Source organism: Sphingomonas lenta (genome assembly GCF_002288825.1).
Taxonomy (GTDB): Bacteria; Pseudomonadota; Alphaproteobacteria; order Sphingomonadales; family Sphingomonadaceae; genus Sphingomonas; species Sphingomonas lenta.
The window spans coordinates 223,781-245,671 of record NZ_NSLI01000005.1 but is presented as its reverse complement, the minus strand read 5'-3'; the positions used below and the strand labels follow the sequence as shown (position 1 = coordinate 245,671).

The window sequence follows — 21,891 nt, the reverse complement described above, 5'->3', positions numbered from 1 at the left end:
CGCCAGGAGGGAATCCGATGATCGAGCGCGCGAAGCTCAACTTCTACGACCTCGTGCTCCGCCCCGACCCGTCGCGCACCGTCGTCCGCCCGTTCGAGCCCGGCTACCCGCGCGAGTACGCGAACGGCAAGTCGCGGACGCAGGAGGTCGTGGACGGCATCGCCGCGCTGGACGAGGCGGAGCTCGACCGCCAACTCGAGGGCGTCACCCACTCGCTCGACGCCAACCACCGCGACGTCGACGCGCTGCTCCGCCGCCGGTTCGACGAGGTGAAGGACCATCTCCAGGACGGCGATCGGTACGACGATCGGCGACGCCGCCTGATCGGCGCCTATCTCAGCCAGGAATACGCCTTCGAGGCCGCCGCGCTGTTCAACCCCTCGGTCGTCCCCCATCCCGACCAGGAGGGCGTGGACGAAGGCGCGGTGCGCATCGTCCTATCGCTGCGCGGGATCGGCGAAGGCCATGTCTCCTCCGTCACGTTCCGCACGGGCATGTGGACGCCGCGCGGGCCGCTCGTCATCGACCCGCCCAGCCCGACCTCCGTTCCGCCGATCCTCGACCACGCCGACGGCGACGACGCGTCGATCCGTCTCCAGTGCGGCGGCAGCCGGACGATCTCGGAAACGGTGCTCTTTCCCGTGCTGCCCAGCCAGCGCCAGGGGATCGAGGACATGCGCCTCGTCCGCTTCGTCGAGGACGACGGCGCCGCCACCTATCACGGCACCTACACCGCCTGGAGCGGCGCCGAGACGCGCTCCGAGCTGCTGTCGGGCGACGACTTCCACGATTTCGAGATGCGGGCGATGACGGGGCCGATCGCGGCGGCGAAGGGCATGGCGCTCTTCCCCCGCCGGATCGGCGGCCGCTACGCGATGCTCAGCCGTCAGGACGGCAAGCGCGTCTTCCTCAACTATTCGGACGACCTGCTCCGCTGGGAGGGCGAGTCGCGCGTGCTCATCGAGCCGCGCTACCCTTGGGAGTTCGTACAGATGGGCAATTGCGGCTCGCCCATCGAGATCGACGAGGGCTGGCTCGTGCTGACCCACGGCGTGGGCACGGTGCGCAACTACTGCATCGGCGCGTGCCTGCTCGACAAGGATGACCCGTCCAAGCTGCTGGCCCGCACGCCGCGCCCCGTGCTGGCGCCTGCGCCTAAGGAGCGCGACGGCTACGTCCCCAACGTGGTCTACAGCTGCGGCGGCATGGTGCGCGACCGGGTGCTCCTGCTGCCCTACGCCGTCGCCGACAGCTTCACGTCGTTTGCCTGGGCGGAGGTCGACGACCTGCTCCGCGCGATGGAGTAAGGCGTCAGCGCAGCGCCGCGAGTTCGCGGTCGATCACCTCCCGCAACGCCTGGGCGAGCGCGCCCGCGTCGACGGTCGGCCGCAGCAACCGGTAGTGCAGCAGCCCCAGCGACAGCGCGGTGATCAGATCGGCGAGCGCCCCGCGCCGCTCCGCCAGCCCTTCGCCGGGCGCGAGCAGCGCGATGGCCGACACGATCTTCGCCTTGAGCCGGTCCTGGAGCGTGGTGAAGATGGCCGCGATCCGCTCGTTGCGCGACGACTCGGCGACGATCTCGGCGAAGAGCCGACCCTCCTCCAGATCCTCGTCGGGCTCGACGAAATGGTGGAGCCAGGTGCGCACCGACTCGGCGTCGCCCGCGCGGATCGCCGCGTCCAGCGTCTCGCCGTCCATGTACGCGCCGCAGTCGACCTCCACGAGCGCGGCGACGATCTCCTCCTTGGACGCGAAATCGCGATAAATCTGCCCCACCGCGATGCCCGACTCGCGCGCGATCTGGGCGATGCCGGTCGCGTGGAAACCGTTGGCGATGAACAACTTGCGCGCGGTATCGATCAGCTTTCGACGCCTGAGCTCCGCGCGGGAGACGCCCCCGACGCAACACGGGTGACCCCAAACCATCCTATCTCCTTGAGCCTTCTTCGCTTGACGACGCTCCGCCGTTCGCAGTAGCAGCATTTTGTGAGTGATCGCTCACTCACACTTAAGTACATCGGAATCAAGCATGATGTTGAAGCGACTCGGTCTCGCGGCGGCTCTCCTCTCGCTCGGCGCGTGCGGACAGGGGAACGTGCAAGCGCAGCAGCAGGGCGCACCCGCGCCGACGCCGGTGGGCTTCGTCACGCTGACGCAGCAGCCCGTGACGCTCACCACCGAGCTGCCCGGCCGCACCACCGCGTTCGAGACGTCGGAGGTGCGCCCGCAGGTCAACGGCCTCGTCCGCGCGCGCCTGTTCACCGAGGGCGATTACGTCCGCCAGGGCCAGCCGCTCTACCGCATAGACCCCGCGCCCTACGAAGCGCAGGTGGCGAGCGCGCGCGCGGCGCTGGCGCGCGCCCAGGCGGCGACCGGCTCCAGCGCGGCGCTCGCCCGGCGCTACGGCGAGCTGGTCCGCATCAACGCCATCGCGCGCCAGGAGTATGAGAACGCGGTGACCGCGTCGAACCAGACGCGCGCCGACGTGGCCGCCCAGCAGGCTGCGCTCCGCCAGGCGCAGATCGACCTCGGCCGCACCACGATCCGCGCGCCCATCTCCGGGCGGATCGGCCGGTCGATCTTCACCACGGGCGCGCTCGTCTCCGCCGCCCAGGCCGAACCGCTCGCCACCATCCAGCGGCTCGACCCCGTGTTCGTCGACATCCAGCAGTCGAGCGCCGACCTTCTCCGCCTGCGCGAGCAGATGATGGCCGGGAACCTGTCGCGCGGGGGAGGCGCGCGCGTGCGCCTGCGGCTGGAGAGCGGGTCGGTCTACCCGATCGAGGGCACGCTGCGCTTCGCCGACGTGACGGTCGATCCGACCACGGGCTCGCAGACGATCCGCGCCGTGTTTCCCAACCCCAACGGCCTGCTGCTGCCGGGGATGTTCGTGCGCGCCGAACTGGTGGAAGGCGTCCAGAGCCAGGGCATTCTCGTACCCCAGCGCGCGGTCACGCGCGACGAGCGCGGCCGCGCGACCGTGATGGTCGTCGGCCGGGGCGACCGCGCCGAGCCGCGCACCATCCAGACCAGCCGCACCGTCGGCGACGCGTGGCTGGTCACGGGCGGCGTAGCGCCCGGCGACCGCGTTATCGTCGAGGGCGCGATGATGCTTCGACCCGGCATGCCCGTCCAACCGCGCCCGTTCGGGTCGCGCCCGGCCGCGGCGCCCGCCTCCACCCCCGCGGTTCAGGCGAAGTAACTACTCATGGCCCGCTATTTCATCGACCGCCCGATCTTCGCTTGGGTGCTGGCGATCATCCTGATGCTCGCCGGCGTGCTCGCGATCCGCACGCTGCCGATCGCGCAGTTCCCCGCCATCGCGCCGCCGTCCGTGGTGATCACCGTCACTTATCCCGGTGCGGACGCGCAGACCTTGGCGACCACCACGACGCAGGTGATCGAGCAGCAACTCAAGGGCATCGACAACCTCCGCTACTTCTCGTCCTCGTCGAGCTCGGCGGGACAGGCGACGATCACCGTCACCTTTGAACAGGGCACCGACCCCGACATCGCGCAGGTGCAGGTGCAGAACAAGCTGCAGGCGGCCACGCCGCTGCTGCCGGTCGAGGTGCAGCAGCAGGGCCTCCAGGTCTCCAAGGGTTCCGCCAACTTCCTGATCGTGATGGGCCTCTATTCGGAGGACGGCAGCCACGACACGACCGACCTGTCGGATTACGTCGCGTCGCGCTTCCAGGACCCGCTCAGCCGCGTGACGGGCGTCGGCAACCTCCAGCTGTTCGGCGCGCAATACGCGATGCGGATCTGGGTCGATCCGGTGAAGATGAACGCGTTCCAGCTCGGCATGCCGGAGATCGTCGCCGCGGTCCGCGCGCAGAACGCGCAGGTGTCGGCGGGCCAGATCGGCGCGCAGCCCGCGCCGGCCGAGCAGATGCTGAACGCCACCGTGTCCGTCCAGTCGCGCCTGCAGACGCCCGACGAGTTCGGCGCGATCCGGCTGAAGGCGAACACCGACGGCTCGATCGTGCGCCTGCGCGACGTGGCGCGCGTGGAGATCGGCGCCGAGCAGTACGGCTTCACCTCCAAGTATAACGGCCGCCCCGCGAGCGGCATCGCGCTGTTCCTGGCGCCGGGCGCCAACGCGCTCGACACGGTGGACGCGGTCAAGGCGCGCGTGGACGAGATCGCGCGGACGCTCCCGCCCGACGTCAAGGTCGTCTACCCCTACGACACCGCGCCGTTCGTGCGCCTGTCGGTCGAGCAGGTCGTGGAGACGCTGATCGAGGCGGTGGTGCTCGTGTTCATCGTCATGTTCCTGTTCCTGCAGAACTGGCGCGCGACGATCATCCCCACGATCGCGGTTCCCGTGGTCATCCTCGGCACCTTCGCGGTGCTCGCGGTGGCGGGCTACTCGATCAACACGCTGACGCTGTTCGGCATGGTGCTCGCCATCGGCCTGCTGGTCGACGACGCCATCGTGGTCGTGGAGAACGTCGAACGCCTGATCACCACCGAGGGGTTGAGCCCGAAGGAGGCCGCGCGCAAGTCGATGGACGAGATCACCGGCGCGCTGATCGGCATCGGCGCGGTGCTGATCGCGGTGTTCCTGCCCATGGCGTTCTTCGCGGGCTCCACCGGCGTCATCTATCGCCAGTTCTCCATCACCATCGTGTCCGCCATGGCCTTGTCGGTGCTGGTGGCGATCATTCTGACGCCCGCGCTCTGCGCCACGATCCTGAAACCGCACGACCCGAACAAGAAGGCCGGCACGGGCCCGCTCGCGCGCTTCTTCGGTTGGTTCAACCGGACCTTCGAAGCGGGCCAGCGCCGTTACGAGCGCGGCGTGCGCACCACGGCGCGCAACTGGAAACGGTCAGTGGTCGTGTACCTGATGATCGTCGGCGTGGTGGGCGCGCTGTTCTACAGGCTGCCCGCCGGCTTCCTGCCCGACGAGGATCAGGGCTATGTGGTGGCGCTCGTGCAGGGCCCGTCGGGCGCGACGAGCAGCCGCACCGAGCGCGGCCTGACGATGGTGCGCGAGCACTTCCTGGGCAGCGAGGCGCCCAACGTCCGCGGCGTGTTCACCGTCAACGGCTTCAGCTTCGCCGGCCAGGGGCAGAACACGGGCATCGCCTTCGTCAACCTGAAGGACTGGGAGGAGCGTCCGGGCGCGGAGAACCGCGCGGACGCGATCGTCGGCCGCGCCATGGGCGTGCTTAGTCAGTATACGGACGGGCTGATCTTCGCGATCGTGCCGCCGGCGGTGACCGAGCTCGGCAATGCGACCGGCTTCGACATCCAGATCGTCGACGAGACGGGGATCGGTCACCAACGCCTGGTGGCGGCGCGCAACCAGATGCTCGGCATGTCCATGGCGGAGCCGCGCGTCGCGCAGGTCCGCCCCAACGCGCTGGACGACGCGCCGCAGCTCCGGGTCGACATCGACCAGGACAAGGCGCGCGCGCTGGGCGTCGACCTGGCCGAGGTCAACCAGACCATCTCGGCCGCCTGGGGCGGCGCGTACATCAACGACTTCATCGACCGCGGGCGCGTGAAGCGCGTCTTCATCCAGGCCGACACGCGCTACCGCCTGAAGCCCGAGGACATCACCAGCCTATTCGTGCGCGGCCAGAACGGCCAGATGGTCCCTTATACCGCCTTCGCCACGATGCGCTGGGAGAACGCGCCGGTGCAGCTCACGCGCTACAACGGCTCGCCTGCGATGGAGCTGCTGGGCATCCCGGGTCCCGGCTACTCGTCGGGCGACGCGCTTCGGGCGATGGAGGAGCTGCACGCCAAGCTGCCGCCCGGCACGCGCTACGAGTGGACGGGCTTGAGCTACGAGGAGGTGCTCTCCGGCGGCCAGGCGCCCGCGCTGTACGCGCTCTCGCTGCTGCTCGTGTTCCTCGCCCTCGCCGCGCTGTACGAGAGCTGGTCGGTGCCGGTCGCGGTCGTGCTCGTGGTGCCGCTCGGCATCCTGGGCGCGGTGCTGGCGGCGACGATCCGGGGCCTCAACAACGACATCTACCTGCAGGTCGGCCTGATCACGACGATCGGCGTGTCCGCCAAGAACGCGATCCTGATCGTCGAGTTCGCGGAGGAGCGGATGCGCGACGGCCTGAACGCGTTCGACGCGGCGGTGGAGGCGGCCAAGCTGCGCCTTCGCCCCATCCTGATGACCAGCTTCGCGTTCGTGTTCGGCGTGCTGCCGCTCGCGATCGCCAGCGGCGCGGGGTCGGGCGGGCAGAACGCGATCGGCTGGGCGGTGGTGGGCGGCATGCTGTCCGCGACCGTTCTCGCCATCTTCTTCGTGCCGATGTTCTTCGTCGTGGTGCTGCGCCTGTTCGGCCGTGGGGGCAAGGCGAGGCCCGCCATTCCCGACGAGCCGCACGGTCAGCCCGCGCCGCAGGGAGCCTGATCCGATGACCCGCTCCACCCTCCTCGCGCTGCTCGGCGGCGCCAACCTGCTCGCCGGCTGCAATCTCGCGCCGAAGTACGTCCAGCCCGCGGGCGCGGTGCCGACCTCCCTGCCGTCGGGCGGCGTTTACCCGCCCGCCCGGACGGAGGGCGTCGATGTCAGCCGGATCGGGTACCGCGAGTTCTTCACCGATCAGCGTCTTCAGCGGGCCATAGCCCAGGGCCTGGAGAACAACCGCGACCTGCGCTTGGCGGCCGCCAACGTGCTCCAAGCGCGCGAGCGCTACCGCGTCGAGCGCGCGGATCGCGTGCCGACCACCGCCATCTCGGGCTCGGCAACCTATACAAACAATCCGTTCGGCGCTTTCGGCGCGCAGGGCAGTGCGGCCGGGGCCGGCACGGGTGCCGGCGGCGGTACTAGCGCGGGCGCGGGCGCGGGCGCCGGCGCGGCCGGTTCGTCGAACCTCGAGTTTTACTCGGCCAATATTGGCTTCTCCGCGTTCGAGATCGACCTGTTCGGCCGCGTCCGCAACCTGACCGAGGCCGCGCTCCAGCAGTATTTCGCGACGGAGGAGGCGCAGCGCGCGACGCGGATCAGCCTGATCGGCGAGATCGCCAACGCGTGGCTGACGCTCGCGGCCGACCAGGACCAGCTCCGCCTGTCGCGCGAGACGCTGCGCACCTTCGAACAGACGCGCAACCTCACCGCCGCGCAATTCCGCATCGGCGTGGCGTCCGAGCTCGAGGCGCGGCAGGCCGACACCAACTATCAGGCGGCGCGCAACGACATCGCCGTGCTGGAGACGCGGATCGCGCGCGACCGCAACGCGCTCGACCTGCTCGTAGGCGCGCCCGTCCCCGCCGAGCTGCTGCCTGGCGGCCTGGGCGAGGGCTTCGCGACGATCGGCAACCTGCCCGCCGGGCTTTCCTCCGCCGTGCTGCTCCGCCGACCCGACGTGCTCCAGGCCGAGCGCCAGCTCATCGCGGAGAACGCCAACATCGGCGCGGCGCGCGCGGCGATGTTCCCGACCATCTCGCTGACGGCTACCGTAGGGACGATCAGCACCGCGCTTTCCGGCCTATTCGGCGGCGGCAGCTTCACCTACCAGGCAGCGCCGGGCGTCTCCCTGCCGCTGTTCGATGCGGGGCGCAGGCGCGCGAACGTCCGGCTCGCCGAGGCGCAGCGGCTGGCGGCGGTCGCCACCTACGAGCGCACGATCCAGACCGCGTTTCGCGAGGTCGCCGACGCGCTCGCGCAACGCGGCACGATCGACGACCAGCTCGCCGCCCAGACCGCGCGCGCCGAGTCCGCGAGCGTCGCAGCCCGCCTATCGGACGCGCGTTATCGGGTGGGCGTATCGTCCTTCCTCGAAACGCTGGACGCGCAACGCACCGCCTATGCCGCGCAGCAGCAGCTGGTGAACACGCGGCTAGCCCGCACCAGCAACTTGGTCGAGCTGTACCGGACCCTAGGAGGCGGACTGAACTAAGCTGTTGCGGGCGCGGGAAAAGAGCGTACTCTCCCTTCAAAACGGAAGAGGAGAGCGACCTATGGCGTCCGCACACCATCCCGCCGCCGATCCCGGCGAGGAGAGCCTCATCATCCTGCAAAGCCTGCTCTGCCTCTTGCGCGAGAAGAACATCCTCAGCCGCGCCGATATTGAAGAGTTGAGCCACAAGGTGCAGCTCCGCGCTGCGGGCGCGGCCGACACCGCCCTCCCCTGCTGCCGCGAGAGCGCGGCGGCGGCGTCGGCGGAGATGGAGCGGGTGACCAGCTATATCGGCCAGCGCTACGGCGGAAAGCACGCGCGCGGCTTGCGCTGAGATCGAGCTCTCCCGCCCTCGGTCGGGCTCCCCTCGCCCGTTCGTCTCGAGCATAGTCGAGAGACGCTCCAGACGGTGCCCTCGGCCCAGCTTCTCGACTGGGCTCGAAGCGAACGGGTGATTTGCGCATTGACGCCCGCTAGCTGACCCGGCAGCGTCCCCCAAGCGACTTCCGCGGAGGGACGGCCCTGCACGACTCGATCGCCGCTCCCCGCCCGAGCCTGCGCGACCGCGACGCGATCGCGATCACCGTTGGCATCGTTCTCGGCGCAGGCATCTTCCGCACGCCGTCGCTCGTGGCGGGAGGCGTTTCGGACGGGGTCGCGCTCATGCTCGTCTGGGCGGCGGGGGCGCTGATCGCGTTCATAGGCGCGCTCTGCTACGCCGAGCTCGCGAGCGCACACCCGGACGCGGGCGGCGATTACCACTTCCTCCGTCGGGCATTCGGCGAGCGGCTCGCCTTTCTCTACGCCTGGGCGCGGCTCGCGGTCATACAGACGGGATCGGTCGCGGTGCTCGCCTTCGTGTTCGGCGACTACCTGTCCCAGCTGCTGCCGCTCGGCTCCGCCTCGTCCGCGCTCTACGCTGCGCTCGCGGTGGTCGCGATCACGGCAGTCAACTGGATCGGCGTGCGCCAGGGCGCTCGGGCGCAGAATTGGCTCACGCTGATCGAGGTATCGGGCCTGATCCTCGTCATCGCCGCCGGCCTGCTGTTCGCGCCCGAGGCTGCGCCCGCTGCTCCGGCAAGCGCACAGGAAAGCTTGCTCGGCCTCGTGATGGTGTTCGTGCTCCTCACCTATGGCGGTTGGAACGAGGCGGCCTACGTCTCCGCCGAGCTCCGGGGCGGCACGCGGAGCATCCCCCGCGTGCTGTTTCTCAGCCTCCTCGCGCTCGCCGTGCTCTACCTGCTCGCCAACCTGGCCTATCTCCGCGCGCTGGGGCTGCCGGGCATGGCGGGCTCGCAGGCGGTCGCGGCCGACGTGATGCGCGCCGCCTTCGGCCCGAGCGGCGGCGCGCTGATCGCGGTCGCCGTTGCGGTGGCGGCGCTCACCTCCGCCAACGCCACCGTGATCACCGGCGCGCGCTCGGCCTATGCGCTGGGCCGCGACGTGCCCGCGCTGGGGGCGCTCGGCCGCTGGCACGGGCCTAGCGGCTCCCCGCGCAACGCGTTGGTCACCCAGGGTATTATCGCGCTCCTTCTAATCATTGCGGGCGGCTTCGCGCGAGACGGTTTCAGGCTGGCAGTCGATTATACCTTGCCTGTCTTCTGGTTCTTCTTCCTCCTTGTCGGCGTGTCGCTCTTCGTGCTGCGCCGGCGCGAGCCCGACGCCCCGCGACCGTTCCGCGTACCGCTCTATCCGCTGACCCCGCTGCTGTTCTGCGCCGTCAACGCCTACCTGCTCTGGTCCAGCCTCGCCTATACCGGCTGGGGTGCGCTGGTCGGCGTACTGGTCGTCGCGGTCGGCGGCGTGCTTCTCCTGTACCTGCGTACCCGCTCCCCTGCCCCGGAGGTGTCCCGATGAAGCTTCGTGCAGCCTTAGCCGCCCTCGCCCTGCTCGCCCCCGCTCCCGCGCTCGCCCAGGCCCAATCCGCCCCGACGCTCCGCGAGCCCGACGTGATCTACGTGCCCACGCCGCAGGAGGTGGTGGACGCGATGCTGAAGATGGCGCGCGTGAGGAAGGGAGATGTGCTCTACGACCTCGGCTCGGGCGACGGCCGCATCCCGGTCACCGCCGCCAAGCAGTTCGGCATCCGGGCGACCGGCATCGACATCAACCCGCAGCGCATCGCGGAAGCGAACGCCAACGCGAAGGCGGCCGGGGTGACAAACTTAGTGACCTTCAGAAACGAGGATCTGTTCCAGGCCGACATCCGTCCGGCGACGGTGGTGACGCTCTACCTGCTCGACAGCCTGAACGAGAAGCTCCGGCCCAAGCTGCTCCGTGACCTCAAGCCCGGCACGCGCATCGTCAGCCATGCCTTCCGCATGGGCGACTGGGAGCCCGAGCAGACGCAGGAGATCGACGGGCGCATGATCTATATGTGGACGGTGCCGAAGCGCTAGTCGCCGATCCGCACCGCGCGCCAGCCGTTCGCGCCGGTGATCGTCTCGCCCTGCACGCGCCCGTCGAAACGCGCGCCGTCCGGCAGCGTGAAGGTGACGCGGTCGCCCGTCACCCGCCCCTGCGCCCCGCCGACGTCGAGCCGCTGGAAGCGCTGTTCGAATTGGAGGTCGTGCGACCGGCCCGCCGGCCCCGTCACGCGCCACCGCCCGGCGACGTTGGCCGGCACGATCCATAGGTAGATGTCCGACCCCTCCTCCGGCACGCGGAGGCGCTGGTCCGCGGGCCAGTCGCCCATGTCGAAATCGTGGCTGACCACGCGCGTGCCGGGCTTGAGCCGCGCGAGGATGGTAGGCCGTAGGCGCATGTTGACGCTGGGAAGTAGATATAGTGTCAGAACGTCGGCTCGGGCGATGTCGGTCTCGAACAGGTCGGCGCGGCGGAACTCGACTTGGGTAAGCACGCCCGCCACCTCCGCGTTGAACCGCGCTTCCGAGATGCGCTTGGGGTCGATATCGACGCCCAGACCCCTGGTGCCGTAGCGCTTGGCGGCGGTGACGACGATGCGCCCGTCGCCACAGCCCAGATCGATGTGGTAGTCGCTCGACCGAACGCCCGCGAGCTTCAGCATCGCGTCCACCACCGGCTGGGGCGTCGGCACATAGGGCACGTCGCGCTCCACCTCGCGCACGGGCGGGCTGAACATGGGCACCGTGACTGAAGTCGCGAGCACCGCCGCGAACAACGCGGCCGTCACCTTCAGCATCCCTCAACTCCCGCGGACCGGCCTTCGACCCTAAGCGCCGCGCCCGCGATCGTCGAGCGACGTTTTGGGCTTGTGACAATACATCATCGCCGGTAACGGGCGGCGCGAAAGGGAGTAGCATGTTCCAACGTTTCCTCGGCGCGAGCCTCGCCGCGCTCGCCTTCGCGCAGGCGGCGTCCGCGCAACAGATCAGCACGCTGGTCGAGCCGCAGGACCAGACCGGCGAGACGGTGGTCGTCACCGCGCCCGTCCAGCGTACCGAGGACGAGCTGCTGCAGGGCGTGACCGTGCTGACCGGCGCGGAGCTCGACCGGCAAATCCGCGGCACGATCGGCGAGACGCTGGCGCGCCAGCCGGGCGTATCGGCGACCTCGTTCGGCCCGAACGCGTCCAGGCCCATCCTGCGCGGCTTCCAGGGCGAGCGCATCCGCGTGCTGACGGACGGCATCGGCTCGTTCGACGCGTCCAACACGAGCGTGGACCACCCGGTCGTGATCGATCCCCTGCTGGCCGAGCGTATCGAGGTGCTGCGCGGTCCCAGCGCGCTGCTGTTCGGGTCGTCCGCGGTGGGCGGCGTCGTCAACGTGCTCGACCGCCGCATCCCGCGCACCGCGCCGGAAGGCGGCGCGCGGGCGGACGTGCTGGCGAGCTACGGGTCGGCGGCCGAGGAGCGCAGCGCGTCGGGTTCGGCCGACGTCGCGCTGGGGCGGTTCGTGCTCAACGCGAACGGATCCTACCTCAAGAGCGACGACCTGCGCACGGGCGGATACATCCTGTCGCGGGATGCGCGGCGCCAGGCGCTCACCCAGGTCGGGCTGCCTCAGGACGTCGAGGAAGGCGAGGAGCCGGTCGGCTTCGCCGCGAACGCGAACCTGCGCGGCGAGATCCCGAACACGGCCGCGGAGACCTGGACGGCCGGCGTGGGCGGCTCGCTCGTGACCGACACGGGGCATCTCGGCATCGCGTACCAGCGGTACGACAGCTTCGTCGGCGTGCCCGCGCGGCTCGCGACGGAGGTCGGCCAGGAGCAGGAAGCGCCCCGGCTCGACATCCGCCAGGACCGCTTCGACCTGCGCGCCGAGGTGGAGACGGGCGGCGGGCTGCTCGACCGCATCCGCCTGCGCGCCGGCCACGCAGACTACCGCCATTTCGAGATCGAGCCGTCGGGCGAGATCGGCACCACCTTCCTGTCCAAGGGCACGGAAGGCCGCGTCGAGTTGGTCCAGGCGCAGCGCGGCGGCTGGCAGGGCGCGACGGGAGCGCAGTACTTCAACCGCCGCATCGACGTGGAGGGCGAGGAGGCGTTCCTGCCGCGCTCCGAGACGGAGCAATTCGGCCTGTTCACGCTGCAGAGCGTCCAGGCCGGCCCGGTGCGGATCGAGGGCGGTCTGCGGTACGAGCGGACCGAGCAATCGTCGCGACCCGGCCCCGACCAGCTCCAGTATTTCCGGGGAGAGCGCCGCTTCGACGCCTTTTCCGGCTCGCTGGGCGCGGCTTACGCCTTCAGCGATCGGGTGAACATCGGCGTCAACCTGTCGCGCACCGAGCGGGCGCCGTCCGCCGAGGAGCTATTCTCCAACGGCAACCACAAGGGGACGCAGGCCTATGAGCTGGGCGACCCGGGCTTCGGGCTGGAGAAGAGCTGGGGCCTGGAAGGCACGTTCCACGCGCATGGCGGGCGGTTCAGCTTGGACGCGTCGGCGTTCTACAACGACTTCGACGACTTCATCTACGAGTCGCGCGTCAGCCAAGAGGTGTGCGAGGCGGCCGCGCTGGGCGGCGAGGTGGAGCTCGCCTGCTTCCAGTACCGGCAGCGCGACGCGCGCTTCTACGGTTTCGAGATCGACGCGTCCGTGCTCCTCGCCGAGACGGGCGGGTACCGGTTCAACGCCGACCTGATCGCCGACTATGTCCGCGCGACGATCGAGAACGAGGGTCCCGCGCCGCGCATCCCGCCGTTGAGGCTGCTGGGCGGGCTGGAGATGCAGGGCGACCGCCTGTCCGCGCGGGTCGAGGCGGAGCACGTATTCGAGCAGGACCGCGTGACCGAGTTCGAGACGCCCACCGACGACTTCACGCTGGTCAACGCCAGCCTGTCGTTTCGGCCGTTCGGACCGGAGAACCGGACGTCGGTGGTGCTGAGCGCCAACAACATCTTCGACGTCGAGGCGCGGCGGCACGCGAGCTTCCTGAAGGACTTCGCCCCGCTCGCCGGGCGCGACCTGCGCGCGACCTTACGTATCGGGCTCTAGCGCCGGCGGGAGGGTGGTGCTCTCCTCCCCCGCCATCGCCAGCAGGCGGTGCGCCTGCTTGAGGTGGGGGAGGTCGATCATGCGTCCGTCGAGCTGGAGCGCGCCCGCGTCCGGGTTGGCCGCGAACGCGGCGACGACGGCGCGGGCGTGGGCGAGCGTCGCTTCGTCGGGCGTGAAGGCGCGGTTGATGATCGGCACCTGCGCCGGATGGATCGCGAGCATGCCGGTGAAGCCGTCGCGTGATCCCCTGGCGGCGTAGGCGGCGAGGCCTGCCCCGTCCTTGATCGCCGGATAGACGGTCTCGATCGCGGGCACGCCCGCGGCGTGGGCGGCGAACAAGGTCAACGAGCGGGCGAGCTCGTATGGCGGCGTGTAGCGGCCGTCGGGCTCGCGCGAGGTCGCGGCGCCCACCGCGGCGGGCAGGTCCTCCGCACCCCAGGTGATTCCGGCGAGGGGCACGGGCGAGCGGGCGTACTCGCTTAAGCCGAAGATCGCGGCGGGCGTCTCGGTGGCGACGGGGAGCACGGGCAGCCCGACGACGCCCAGCGCTTCCAGCGTGCGGAGCCCCTCGGCCTTGGGCAGCACCAGCCCGTCCGCACCCCGCGCCGCCGCGAGGTCCTCGGCCAGCATGCCGGCGTCGACGGGATTGATGCGCACGAAGCGGCGGACCGGGGGCGGCGTGCGGGTGAGGTAGTCGGAGACAGCCTGGCGCGCCTGGGCCTTGGCGGGTGCGGCGACCGAGTCCTCCAGGTCGAGGATCATCGCGTCGGCTTGGGATCCGGCCGCCTTGGCGAAACGGTCGGGCCGGTCGCCGGGGACGAACAGGAGCGAGCGGAGCCTCATGCCGGCCTTCGCTGGATCAGCGCCGTGCGCAGGCACTGGCAGACGAGCTGGTCGCGCTGGTTGTGCAGCTCGTGGCGGAAGGTGACGAGCCCCGCGGTCGGGCGCGACCTGCTCTCGCGCAGCTCGGCCACCTCGGTCGAGGCGCGCATGGTGTCGCCGATGAACACGGGCGCCGGCATGACGAGCTTATCATAGCCCAGATTGGCGACGAGCACACCCAGCGTCGTGTCGCCGACCGACAGCCCCACCATCAGGCTGAAGGTGAAGGTGCCGTTGACGAGGACGCGGCCGAACTCCGACGCCGCGGCGGCCTCCGCGTCGAGGTGCAGCGGCTGCGGGTTGTGCGTTATCGTGGAGAAGAGGAGGTTGTCGGTCTCGGTGACCGTGCGGCGGATCTCGTGCTCGATCCGGTCGCCGACGGTCCAGTCCTCCCAATAGCGTCCGGCCATCTTCCGATTCGGCTCCTTAGCTTCGCATATTTCGCGCCCGTTCGGACATTCCGTTGCGTCCGCTTGTTCTTTTCTGTCCCGGGCAGGATGACCTTGGCACAGCCGGCGGGTCGTAGGACAGCCCCTTCCCGCAGGTCCCCTCCCCGGCGGAGGCCGGGGCCCAGTCGGGACGGTCGTCGGGCGTGAGAGCCCCCGCCTGCGACGTGGCCGTAACTGGGCCCCGGCCTTCGCCGGGGTAGGAGATTTTATCCCTCCCGCTCCACGCGCACGAGCAACGCGCCTTCGGTGACCTGGCCGCCGGCTTCGACGGGCAGCTCCGCCACCGTGCCGTCGAAGGGGGCGACAAGGCTGTGCTCCATCTTCATCGCCTCCAGCGTGACGAGCTTCTGGCCCTTGGCGACGTGCTCGCCCGCGGCGACGTCGACCGCAATGACGCGGCCGGGCATGGGCGACAGGATCGCGCCGTCGGCGGCCCCGCCCGCGGCGACGCCGGTCGCGCGCCAGGGCGTGACCTCCCAGGTCTGGCCGCCTTCGGTGACGAGCAGGCTGCCCGGCGCCTCATCGGCTTCGACGGGCTCGGCGTCGGTGAAATTGACCTCCACCCGCTCGCCGCCGACCAGGAACCAGCCCGCGCGGCGCGGGGGTGCGTTGAGGCGGAGGCCCGCGATCGGGCCCGGCCGCGCGAGCGCGGCGGCGGCCTCGACCAGCGCCTCCTCGCTCGGAAGCGGCGGCGGCAGCAGCGCGTCGCCCTCGCGCGCGATGAGGCCGGTGTCGAGCTCGGCGGCAACGAACGCGGGGTGGTCGAGCGCTTCGACGAGGAAGCCCGCGTTGGTGCGGAGCGGCCAGACCACCGCCTCGTCGAGCGCATCGGCGAGCGCTTCGCGTGCTTCCTCCCGCGTCGAGCCGTGCGCGATCATCTTGGCGATCATGGGATCGTAGAAGGGCGTGATCTCCGCGCCCTGGACGACGCCGGTGTCGACGCGGATCTCGTCACCCAGATCGAACGCGTCGAGGCGACCAATCGAGGGCAGGAAACCCTTGGCCGGGTCCTCGGCGTAGAGCCGCGCCTCCATCGCCCAGCCGTTGATGCTCAGCTCCTCCTGGCGGAGCGGCAGCGGCTCGCCCGACGCGACGCGGAGCTGCCACTCGACCAAGTCCTGGCCGGTGATCTCCTCCGTCACCGGGTGCTCGACCTGGAGGCGGGTGTTCATCTCCATGAACCAGATGCGGTCGGCGCGGAGGCCTTCGCTGGCGTCGGCGATGAACTCGATCGTGCCGGCGCCCTGATAATCGACCGCCTTGGCCGCGCGGACGGCGGCGGCGCAGACCTGCTCGCGGGTGGCGGGGTCCATGCCGGGCGCGGGCGCCTCCTCGATCACCTTTTGGTGGCGGCGCTGGAGCGAGCAGTCGCGCTCGAACAGGTGGACGACGTCGCCGTGCGCGTCACCGAAGACCTGCACCTCGATGTGGCGGGGCGAGAGGATATACTTCTCGAGCAGCACGCGGTCGTCGCCGAAGCTCGACGCGGCCTCGCGCTTGCAGCTCTGGAGTGCGTCCTGGAACTCGGCGGAGCCTTCGACGCGGCGCATGCCCTTGCCGCCACCGCCCGCGACCGCCTTGATGAGGACGGGATAGCCGATCGCGTCGGCTTCGGCCTGAAGCCGCTCGGGCGACTGGTCCTCGCCGAGGTAGCCGGGCGTGACGGGGACGCCCGCGTCGCTCATCAGCTTCTTGGCCGCGTCCTTCAGGCCCATGGCGCGGATCGAGTGCGGGCGCGGGCCGACCCAGATCAGGCCGGCGTCGATGACGGCTTGGGCGAAGTCGGCGTTCTCCGACAGGAAGCCGTAGCCGGGGTGGATCGCCTCCGCGCCTGTCGCCTTCGCGGCGGCAATGATGCGCTCGCCGACCAAGTAGCTCTCGCGCGCGGGCGCCGGACCGATATGCACCGCCTCGTCGGCCTGGGCGACATGGAGCGCGTGCGCGTCGGCGTCCGAGTAAACCGCGACCGTACGGATGCCGAGCGAGCGCGCGGTGCGCATGATACGGCAGGCGATCTCGCCGCGGTTGGCGATGAGCAGCGAGCGGATCATTGGTTCACTTCACCAATCGCGTCGTTGACCCACCATTGCTTCTGAAACTCTCCCGCGTCCTCCATTTGCTTGCCCGTCACGCCAAGCCAACCTCCCTCCCAAGTCTCGAATGCAGGCGAGCCGTCCAGATTGCGAACATTCTCAGGAAGTGTCCGCATCGTATACACGGGATTTTGCCACTCCCGCTCCTCACCAAGCTTCTTGAAGTATGCACCTTCGAGGTAAAACTTATCTTTTCCTTTATACGCCAGATATACCTTGTCGAACTCGCGCTCTTTTAAGGCTTCGGCCGATTTAAGTAGTCGTCGAAGCATGTCCACCATCGCAATTTCGCCGTCAGCGGATTTGACGTCGAAGACAATTTCACGACTGCTAATCCAACCCGCCCGGCGAACGATCGTCTCCGCGCCGGTCTCCCCGGCTAACGCAGCCGCCACAGGCGCAGAAACGCTTCGATTATAGAAGTACAGGCTCAGACCGACGAGCGCGGCGATGAACAGTGGAATCGCAAGCAGACGTAAGCCGCTAGTCCCGCTTGGCCGTTTTAAGCCAGACTCGACTATCTCGTCCTGCATAACTCCTCCTTCGCATCACATCCGGAACACGCCGAAGCGCGGGGTTTCCGGCACCGACGCGTTCAGCGTCGCCGCGAACGCAACGCCCAGCACGTCCCTCGTCTGCGCGGGGTCGATCACGCCGTCGTCCCACAGGCGCGCGGTGGCGTAATAAGGGTTGCCTTCGTCCTCGTACTTCTGGCGGATCGGGGCCTTGAACGCCTCCGCCTCGTCGGGCGTCCAACGCTCCGCGTCGCGGTGGACGGTGGCGAGCACGCTCGCCGCCTGCTCGCCGCCCATGACGCTGATGCGGCTATTGGGCCAGGTGAAGAGGAAGCGGGGGCTGTAGGCCCGGCCGCACATGCCGTAATTGCCCGCGCCGAAGCTGCCGCCGATCAGCACGGTGATCTTGGGCACGCTCGCGGTGGCGACGGCGGTGACGAGCTTCGCGCCGTGCTTGGCGATGCCCTCCGCCTCGTAGCGGCCGCCGACCATGAAGCCGGAGATGTTCTGGAGGAACAGCAGCGGGATACGGCGCTGGCAGGCGAGCTCGATGAAGTGCGCGCCCTTCTGGGCGGACTCGGAGAAGAGGACGCCGTTGTTCGCCAGGATCGCGACGGGCATCCCGTGGATGTGCGCGAAGCCGCAGACCAGGCTCGCGCCGTACAGCGACTTGAATTCGTGGAACTCGGAAGCATCGACGATGCGGGCGATGACCTCGTGCACGTCGTAGGGCGCGCGGACGTCGTTCGGGATGATCCCGTACAGCTCCTCCGGCGCGAACTTGGGTGGGCGCGGCTCGCGCAGGTTTACGTCCGCTTGGCGGGGCGGCTGGAGCGTGGAGATGATGTCGCGGACGATCGTCAGTGCGTGCTCGTCGTTCTCGGCGACGTGGTCGACGACGCCCGAGCGCCGGCCGTGCGTCTCGGCACCCCCCAGCTCCTCGGCGGAGATCACCTCGCCCGTCGCCGCCTTCACGAGCGGGGGACCGGCGAGGAAGATCGTGCCCTGCTCGCGGACGATCACCGTCTCGTCGGACATGGCGGGGACATAAGCGCCGCCCGCGGTGCAGGACCCCATAACGCAGGCGATCTGCGGGATGCCCAGCGCCGACATGTTCGCCTGGTTGAAGAAGATGCGGCCGAAATGGTCGCGGTCGGGGAACACCTCCGCCTGGTGCGGCAGGTTCGCGCCGCCGCTGTCGACCAGGTAGACGCAGGGCAGCCGGTTCTGCTCGGCGATTTCCTGCGCGCGCAGGTGCTTCTTGACGGTTACGGGAAAGTAGGTGCCGCCTTTAACCGTCGCGTCGTTGCAGACGATCATGACCTGCCGGCCGGACACGCGCCCGACGCCCGCGATCATGCCTGCGCCCGGCACCTCGTCGTCGTAGAGGCCGTTGGCGGCGAGCTGGCCGATCTCCAGGAAAGGCGAGCCGGGGTCGAGCAGCCGCTCGACGCGGTCGCGGGGGAGGAGCTTGCCGCGGCTGGTGTGCCGCTCGCGCGCCCGCTCGTTGCCGCCTAGCGCGGCCTGCGCCACGTCCGCACGGAGCTGGTCGACGAGCGCGCGGTTGTGGGCGGCGTTGGTGCGGAACGGCTCGCTCTCGGGCGAGAGCTTGGTGTCGAGAATGGGCGCGGTCATTGCGCGCCGATGAGCTCGCGGCCGATCAGCATGCGGCGGACCTCGTTGGTCCCCGCCCCGATGTCGAGGAGCTTGGCGTCGCGGAGGAACCGCTCGACGGGCCAGTCCTTGGTGTAGCCCGCGCCGCCCAGCGCCTGGATGGCTTCGAGCGCCACCTTCACCGCGCTCTCGGACGCGTAGAGGATCGCGCCCGCCGCGTCGAAGCGCGTGGTGTTGCCCTGGTCGCAGTTGCGCGCGACGGCGTAGACATAGGCGCGCGCCGAGTTCAGCGCGACGTACATGTCGGCGACCTTGGCCTGCATCAGCTGGAAGCCGCCCACGGGTTTGCCGAACTGCTTGCGCTCGCGGATATAGGGCACGACCACGTCGAGACAGGCCTGCATGATCCCGAGCTGGATGCCGGCCAGCACCGCGCGCTCGTAATCGAGGCCGCTCATCAGCACGCCGACGCCGCCGTTGACCGGACCCATGACGTTCTCGGCGGGCACCTCGCAGTCGTTGAAGACGAGCTCGGAGGTGGGCGAGCCGCGCATGCCCATCTTGTCGATCTTCTGCCCGATGGAGAAGCCGGGCATGTCCTTCTCGATCAGGAAGGCGGTGATGCCGCGGCTCCCCTCGCCCGTCTTGGCGTAGACGACGAGCGTGTCGGCGTACGCCGCGTTGGTGATCCAGAATTTCGTGCCGTTCAGCACATAGCCGCCCTGCACCGCGTCGGCCTTGAGCTTCATGGAGACGACGTCGGAGCCCGCCGACACCTCCGACATGGCGAGCGAGCCCACATGCTCGCCGCTGATGAGCTTGGGGAGGTACTTCGCCTTCTGCTCGTCATTGCCCCAGCGGCGGATCTGATTGACGCAGAGGTTGGAGTGCGCGCCGTAGGAGAGGCCGATCGACGCGGACGCGCGCGCCACCTCCTCGCAGGCGACGACGTGCTCGAGATAGCCCAGCCCTAGCCCGCCCCATTCCTCCTCGACGGTGATGCCGTGCAGGCCCAGCTCGCCCATCGCGGGCCAGAGCTCGTCGCGCGGGAACCAGTCGTCGGCGTCGATCTTCGCCGCCAAAGGCGCGATCTTGTCCTCCGAGAAGCGGCGGGTGGTGTCGCGGATCATCTCAGCGTTCTCGCCGAGGCCGAAATCGAAGTCGCTCAAACCTGCTCTCCAAGACCCCGCGTGTGGCCCGCGGGTGGTGCGATGAAGGCCCGGTTGAACATCCGTGCGCGCGCGTCAAGGTCGGCTGAAAGAAAGGCCGCCCCGGTCACCCGGAGCGGCCATCGGTACGCGACGAACAAGATCGACATGCGTTATCATGTGTGAACGTGAAAGGGCGCGCAATGTTCCCGAACAGCGATAAAAATCCCGCTGCGGCCAGCATACCGCAACTATATCAACGACATGCGCGTGCGTGGGAACAAGCACGCGGGGATAAGTTGCAGGAAGGCGCATGGCTCGACCGGCTGACAGAGGGCTTGCCGCAGGGCGCAGCGGTGCTGGACGTGGGCTGCGGCAACGGGCGGCCGATCGCGGCGGAGCTGGTCCGGCGCGGGTTCCGCGTCACGGGCGTGGACGTCGCGCCCGCGCTGCTGGCGTCTGCAGAAGCGGCGCTGTCGGGGGCGGAGTGGATCGAGGCGGACATGCGCACGCTCAACCTGGGGCGGTGCTTCGACGCGGTGCTCGCTTGGCATAGCTTCTTCCACTTGGACGAGGAGGATCAGCGGACGACGCTGCCGCGCCTCGCCGCGCACCTCGCGCCGGGCGCGCCACTGATGTGGACCGCGGGACCGGCGGCCGGGATCGCGATGGGCGAGTGGGAGGGCGAGCCGCTGTTCCACGCGAGTCTCTTGCGCGAGGAGTATGCGTCGCTACTCGCCATGCAGGGCTGCGCGGTCGAGCAGGTCTGGCTCGGCCACCCGATCGCTGACGGCCCGACCGTGTACCTGGCGCGGCGTCAGATCAGCCCGGCGAGCGGGCTCGACGGATCGGCGTAGCGGCGCTGGCCCATGCGGCCCGCGCGATAGGCGAGCCGGCCGCTCTCGACGGCCATCCGCATCGCGGCGGCCATCATCACCGGGTCCTTGGCCTCGGCGATGGCGGTGTTCATCAGCACGCCGTCGCAGCCCAGCTCCATCGCCACCGCCGCGTCCGACGCGGTGCCCACGCCCGCGTCGACGAGCACGGGGACCTTTGCGCCCTCCACGATCAAGCGGATGGTGACGCGGTTCTGGATGCCGAGCCCCGAGCCGATCGGCGCGCCCAGCGGCATGATCGCGACGGCGCCGGCCTCCTCCAGCTGCTTCGCCGCGATGGGGTCGTCGACGCAATAGACCATCGGCTTGAAGCCCTCGCGGACCAGCACCTCGGTCGCCTTCAGCGTCTCGCGCATGTCCGGATAGAGCGTGCGCGCCTCGCCCAGTACCTCCAGCTTGACGAGGTCCCAACCGCCCGCCTCGCGCGCCAACCTGAGGGTGCGGATCGCGTCGTCGGCGGTGAAGCAGCCCGCGGTGTTGGGCAGATAGGTGTAGCGCTTCGGGTCGATATAGTCGGTCAGCATCGGCGCGTTGCGGTCCGACACGTTGACGCGGCGCACCGCGACCGTGACGATCTCCGCGCCGCTCGCCTCCACGGCGGCGGCGTTCTGCGCGAAGTCCTTGTACTTGCCCGTGCCGACGATCAGCCGCGACCGAAAGGTGCGGCCCGCGACCGTCCAGGTGTCGGCGTCGACCGCCCGCTGGTGATCGCCGCCGCCGACGAAGTGGACAATCTCGATATCGTCGCCGTCCTCCACCGGCACCTGCGCCAGCGTGGACCGCGGTACCACCTCCAGGTTGCGCTCGACGGCGACCTTCTCGGGCACCAGTCCGAGGTCGGTCGCGAGCTGCGCGAGCGTCAGCCCGGCGCTCACGCGCTTGTGCTCGCCGTTGACGGTGATGGAGACGGTGCCGTCGATGCCTGAGGTCATGCGGGCGATCTAGGCGCAATCGGCCGTTTGTTGAACCCTTGCAGCGCACATTGACCCTTTGCCGTTTGCCTACTAAGTC

General features: G+C 69.6%; 18 protein-coding genes. 9 read left to right on the top strand and 9 right to left on the bottom strand.

What is annotated here, in order from left to right; genetic code table 11:
* The first annotated feature begins 17 nt into the window (after window positions 1–17).
* A complete protein-coding gene (locus tag CKY28_RS16485) occupies window positions 18–1,307 on the top strand; it encodes a glycoside hydrolase family 130 protein (protein WP_095999469.1) in 1,290 nt (429 codons plus the stop codon).
* 4 nt (window positions 1,308–1,311) lie between these two features.
* On the opposite strand, the gene CKY28_RS16480 is transcribed toward CKY28_RS16485, so the two are convergent.
* Window positions 1,312–1,926, bottom strand: coding sequence for a TetR/AcrR family transcriptional regulator (locus tag CKY28_RS16480; protein ID WP_425442542.1), 615 nt, complete (start codon window positions 1,924–1,926; stop codon window positions 1,312–1,314).
* Window positions 1,927–2,029: 103 nt separating this feature from the next.
* Here CKY28_RS16480 and CKY28_RS16475 point away from each other — a divergent pair, with 103 nt between their 5' ends.
* The 6 genes from CKY28_RS16475 to CKY28_RS16450 all read left to right on the top strand — a co-directional run bounded on the left by CKY28_RS16475 (window position 2,030) and on the right by CKY28_RS16450 (window position 10,267).
* On the top strand, window positions 2,030–3,202 hold the full coding sequence (locus CKY28_RS16475; protein ID WP_425442541.1) for an efflux RND transporter periplasmic adaptor subunit: 1,173 nt from the start codon (window positions 2,030–2,032) through the stop codon (window positions 3,200–3,202).
* Window positions 3,203–3,208: 6 nt separating this feature from the next.
* Window positions 3,209–6,379: an efflux RND transporter permease subunit gene (locus tag CKY28_RS16470; protein ID WP_095999468.1), complete on the top strand. Its 3,171-nt coding sequence runs from the start codon at window positions 3,209–3,211 to the stop codon at window positions 6,377–6,379.
* A gap of 4 nt (window positions 6,380–6,383) precedes the next feature.
* Window positions 6,384–7,868: an efflux transporter outer membrane subunit gene (locus CKY28_RS16465; protein WP_095999467.1), complete on the top strand. Its 1,485-nt coding sequence runs from the start codon at window positions 6,384–6,386 to the stop codon at window positions 7,866–7,868.
* Window positions 7,869–7,929: 61 nt separating this feature from the next.
* On the top strand, window positions 7,930–8,202 hold the full coding sequence (locus CKY28_RS16460; protein WP_095999466.1) for a hypothetical protein: 273 nt from the start codon (window positions 7,930–7,932) through the stop codon (window positions 8,200–8,202).
* A 143-nt stretch (window positions 8,203–8,345) separates the two neighbouring features.
* The gene (locus tag CKY28_RS16455; RefSeq protein ID WP_217989606.1) at window positions 8,346–9,725 is read left to right on the top strand and encodes an APC family permease; all 1,380 of its coding nucleotides are present in this window, start codon (window positions 8,346–8,348) and stop codon (window positions 9,723–9,725) included.
* Window positions 9,722–10,267 (top strand): SAM-dependent methyltransferase, encoded by a 546-nt coding sequence (locus tag CKY28_RS16450; RefSeq protein ID WP_095999464.1) that lies wholly within the window; start codon window positions 9,722–9,724, stop codon window positions 10,265–10,267. Before CKY28_RS16455 ends, CKY28_RS16450 begins: the two co-directional genes overlap by 4 nt.
* Here the strand turns inward: CKY28_RS16450 and CKY28_RS16445 are convergent.
* Window positions 10,264–11,031, bottom strand: coding sequence for an SAM-dependent methyltransferase (locus tag CKY28_RS16445; protein ID WP_095999463.1), 768 nt, complete (start codon window positions 11,029–11,031; stop codon window positions 10,264–10,266). The genes CKY28_RS16450 and CKY28_RS16445 overlap by 4 nt on opposite strands.
* 119 nt (window positions 11,032–11,150) lie before the next feature.
* Between CKY28_RS16445 and CKY28_RS16440 the strand changes: the two genes are divergently transcribed.
* A complete protein-coding gene (locus tag CKY28_RS16440) occupies window positions 11,151–13,283 on the top strand; it encodes a TonB-dependent receptor (RefSeq protein ID WP_095999462.1) in 2,133 nt (710 codons plus the stop codon).
* Here CKY28_RS16440 and CKY28_RS16435 read toward each other — a convergent pair.
* The 6 genes from CKY28_RS16435 to CKY28_RS16415 all read right to left on the bottom strand — a co-directional run bounded on the left by CKY28_RS16435 (window position 13,266) and on the right by CKY28_RS16415 (window position 19,966).
* Window positions 13,266–14,126, bottom strand: coding sequence for an HpcH/HpaI aldolase/citrate lyase family protein (locus CKY28_RS16435; RefSeq protein WP_095999461.1), 861 nt, complete (start codon window positions 14,124–14,126; stop codon window positions 13,266–13,268). The two genes, CKY28_RS16440 and CKY28_RS16435, sit on opposite strands and share 18 nt — an antisense overlap.
* Entirely contained in the window at window positions 14,123–14,575 is a 453-nt protein-coding gene (locus tag CKY28_RS16430) for a MaoC family dehydratase (RefSeq protein ID WP_095999460.1), read from the bottom strand. The genes CKY28_RS16435 and CKY28_RS16430 overlap by 4 nt, the downstream gene beginning before the upstream one ends.
* Before the next feature lie 245 nt (window positions 14,576–14,820).
* Window positions 14,821–16,665 carry an acetyl/propionyl/methylcrotonyl-CoA carboxylase subunit alpha gene (locus CKY28_RS16425; protein WP_095999459.1) on the bottom strand — a complete coding sequence of 615 codons (1,845 nt, stop codon included), beginning with the start codon at window positions 16,663–16,665 and terminating at the stop codon, window positions 14,821–14,823.
* Window positions 16,662–17,240, bottom strand: a complete 579-nt coding sequence (locus CKY28_RS18390) for a hypothetical protein (RefSeq protein WP_141243972.1) — start codon at window positions 17,238–17,240, stop codon at window positions 16,662–16,664. The genes CKY28_RS16425 and CKY28_RS18390 overlap by 4 nt, the downstream gene beginning before the upstream one ends.
* 15 nt (window positions 17,241–17,255) lie before the next feature.
* Window positions 17,256–18,857 carry a carboxyl transferase domain-containing protein gene (locus CKY28_RS16420; RefSeq protein ID WP_095999458.1) on the bottom strand — a complete coding sequence of 534 codons (1,602 nt, stop codon included), beginning with the start codon at window positions 18,855–18,857 and terminating at the stop codon, window positions 17,256–17,258.
* The gene (locus CKY28_RS16415; protein WP_095999558.1) at window positions 18,854–19,966 is read right to left on the bottom strand and encodes an isovaleryl-CoA dehydrogenase; all 1,113 of its coding nucleotides are present in this window, start codon (window positions 19,964–19,966) and stop codon (window positions 18,854–18,856) included. The genes CKY28_RS16420 and CKY28_RS16415 overlap by 4 nt, the downstream gene beginning before the upstream one ends.
* A gap of 317 nt (window positions 19,967–20,283) precedes the next feature.
* On the opposite strand from CKY28_RS16415, the gene CKY28_RS16410 reads away from it, so the two are divergent.
* A complete protein-coding gene (locus CKY28_RS16410) occupies window positions 20,284–20,841 on the top strand; it encodes a class I SAM-dependent methyltransferase (protein ID WP_217989604.1) in 558 nt (185 codons plus the stop codon).
* On the opposite strand, the gene thiS is transcribed toward CKY28_RS16410, so the two are convergent.
* Entirely contained in the window at window positions 20,802–21,812 is a 1,011-nt protein-coding gene (gene thiS / locus CKY28_RS16405; RefSeq protein WP_095999456.1) for a sulfur carrier protein ThiS, read from the bottom strand. The genes CKY28_RS16410 and thiS overlap by 40 nt on opposite strands.
* Between the last annotated feature and the right edge of the window lie 79 nt (window positions 21,813–21,891).